Raw genomic sequence first — 817 nt, forward strand, 5'->3', positions numbered from 1 at the left:
GAGTTCTACGCGGCCGAGCGGCGCCGCCGCGTCCCGCTGCCGACCTACCCCTTCGAGGGCCGCAGGGTCTGGCTCGAACCGCCCACGAACGCGTCGGCCGCAGGCCCCGCCGCGACACCGGCACCGCATCCGCTGWTCGGCGCCAACGTCTCGACCCTGGCCGAGCACGGCTACGCCACCACCCTGACCGGCGACGAGTTCTTCATCGCCGACCACCGTGTGCGGGGCCGGTCCATCATGCCCGCCGTCGGCTACCTGGAGATGGCGCGCGCGGCGGGGGAGCTGTCCCTGCCCGCGGGCGCGGTCTCCCTCAGCCGGGTCTCCTTCGAGCGGCCGATGGACTTCGCGCGGGGACCCCGTACGCTCCACGTCGAGCTGACCCCGCACGGCGACGCGGCCCGGTTCGCGATCACCGACCGCGCGGCGGGCAGCGAGGGCGGGCCCGAGGTCTTCGCCCGGGGCGAACTCTCCGCCGCCATGGCCGCCGACGCCCCCGCCCCGGGTGACCGGGCCGCCTCGGGTGATCCCGCCCCGGTGGACCCGGCCGCCGTCACGGCACGCTGCCCCGACGTGGTCACGGCCGCCGATCTCTACGACCTGCTCCGGGCCCGCGGCCTCGACTACGGCCCCGCCATGCGGTCCCTGCGCGAGCTGCGACGCGGTCCCGGCGAGGCCCTGGGCCTCCTGGAACTGCCCGACGGCGCCGGTCCCGCGGCGGAGCGCGGCGCCGACTCCTTCACCCTGCACCCCTCGCTGCTCGACGCCGCCCTGCACGCGGTGGTCGGTCTGCTCGCCGCGCGCGAGGACGGCGCCGGAG

Annotated in this window: 1 protein-coding gene; it reads left to right on the plus strand. The window is 77.3% G+C overall.

Going from position 1 to position 817, the window contains the following annotated elements:
- Positions 1-817: polyketide synthase dehydratase domain-containing protein (locus AB8Z36_RS41590; protein WP_369218508.1), on the plus strand; the 817-nt coding region annotated here is incomplete at both ends.

Origin of the sequence: Streptomyces flavofungini (assembly GCF_041028215.1) — a bacterium.
GTDB classification, from domain to species: Bacteria; Actinomycetota; Actinomycetes; order Streptomycetales; family Streptomycetaceae; genus Streptomyces; species Streptomyces flavofungini_B.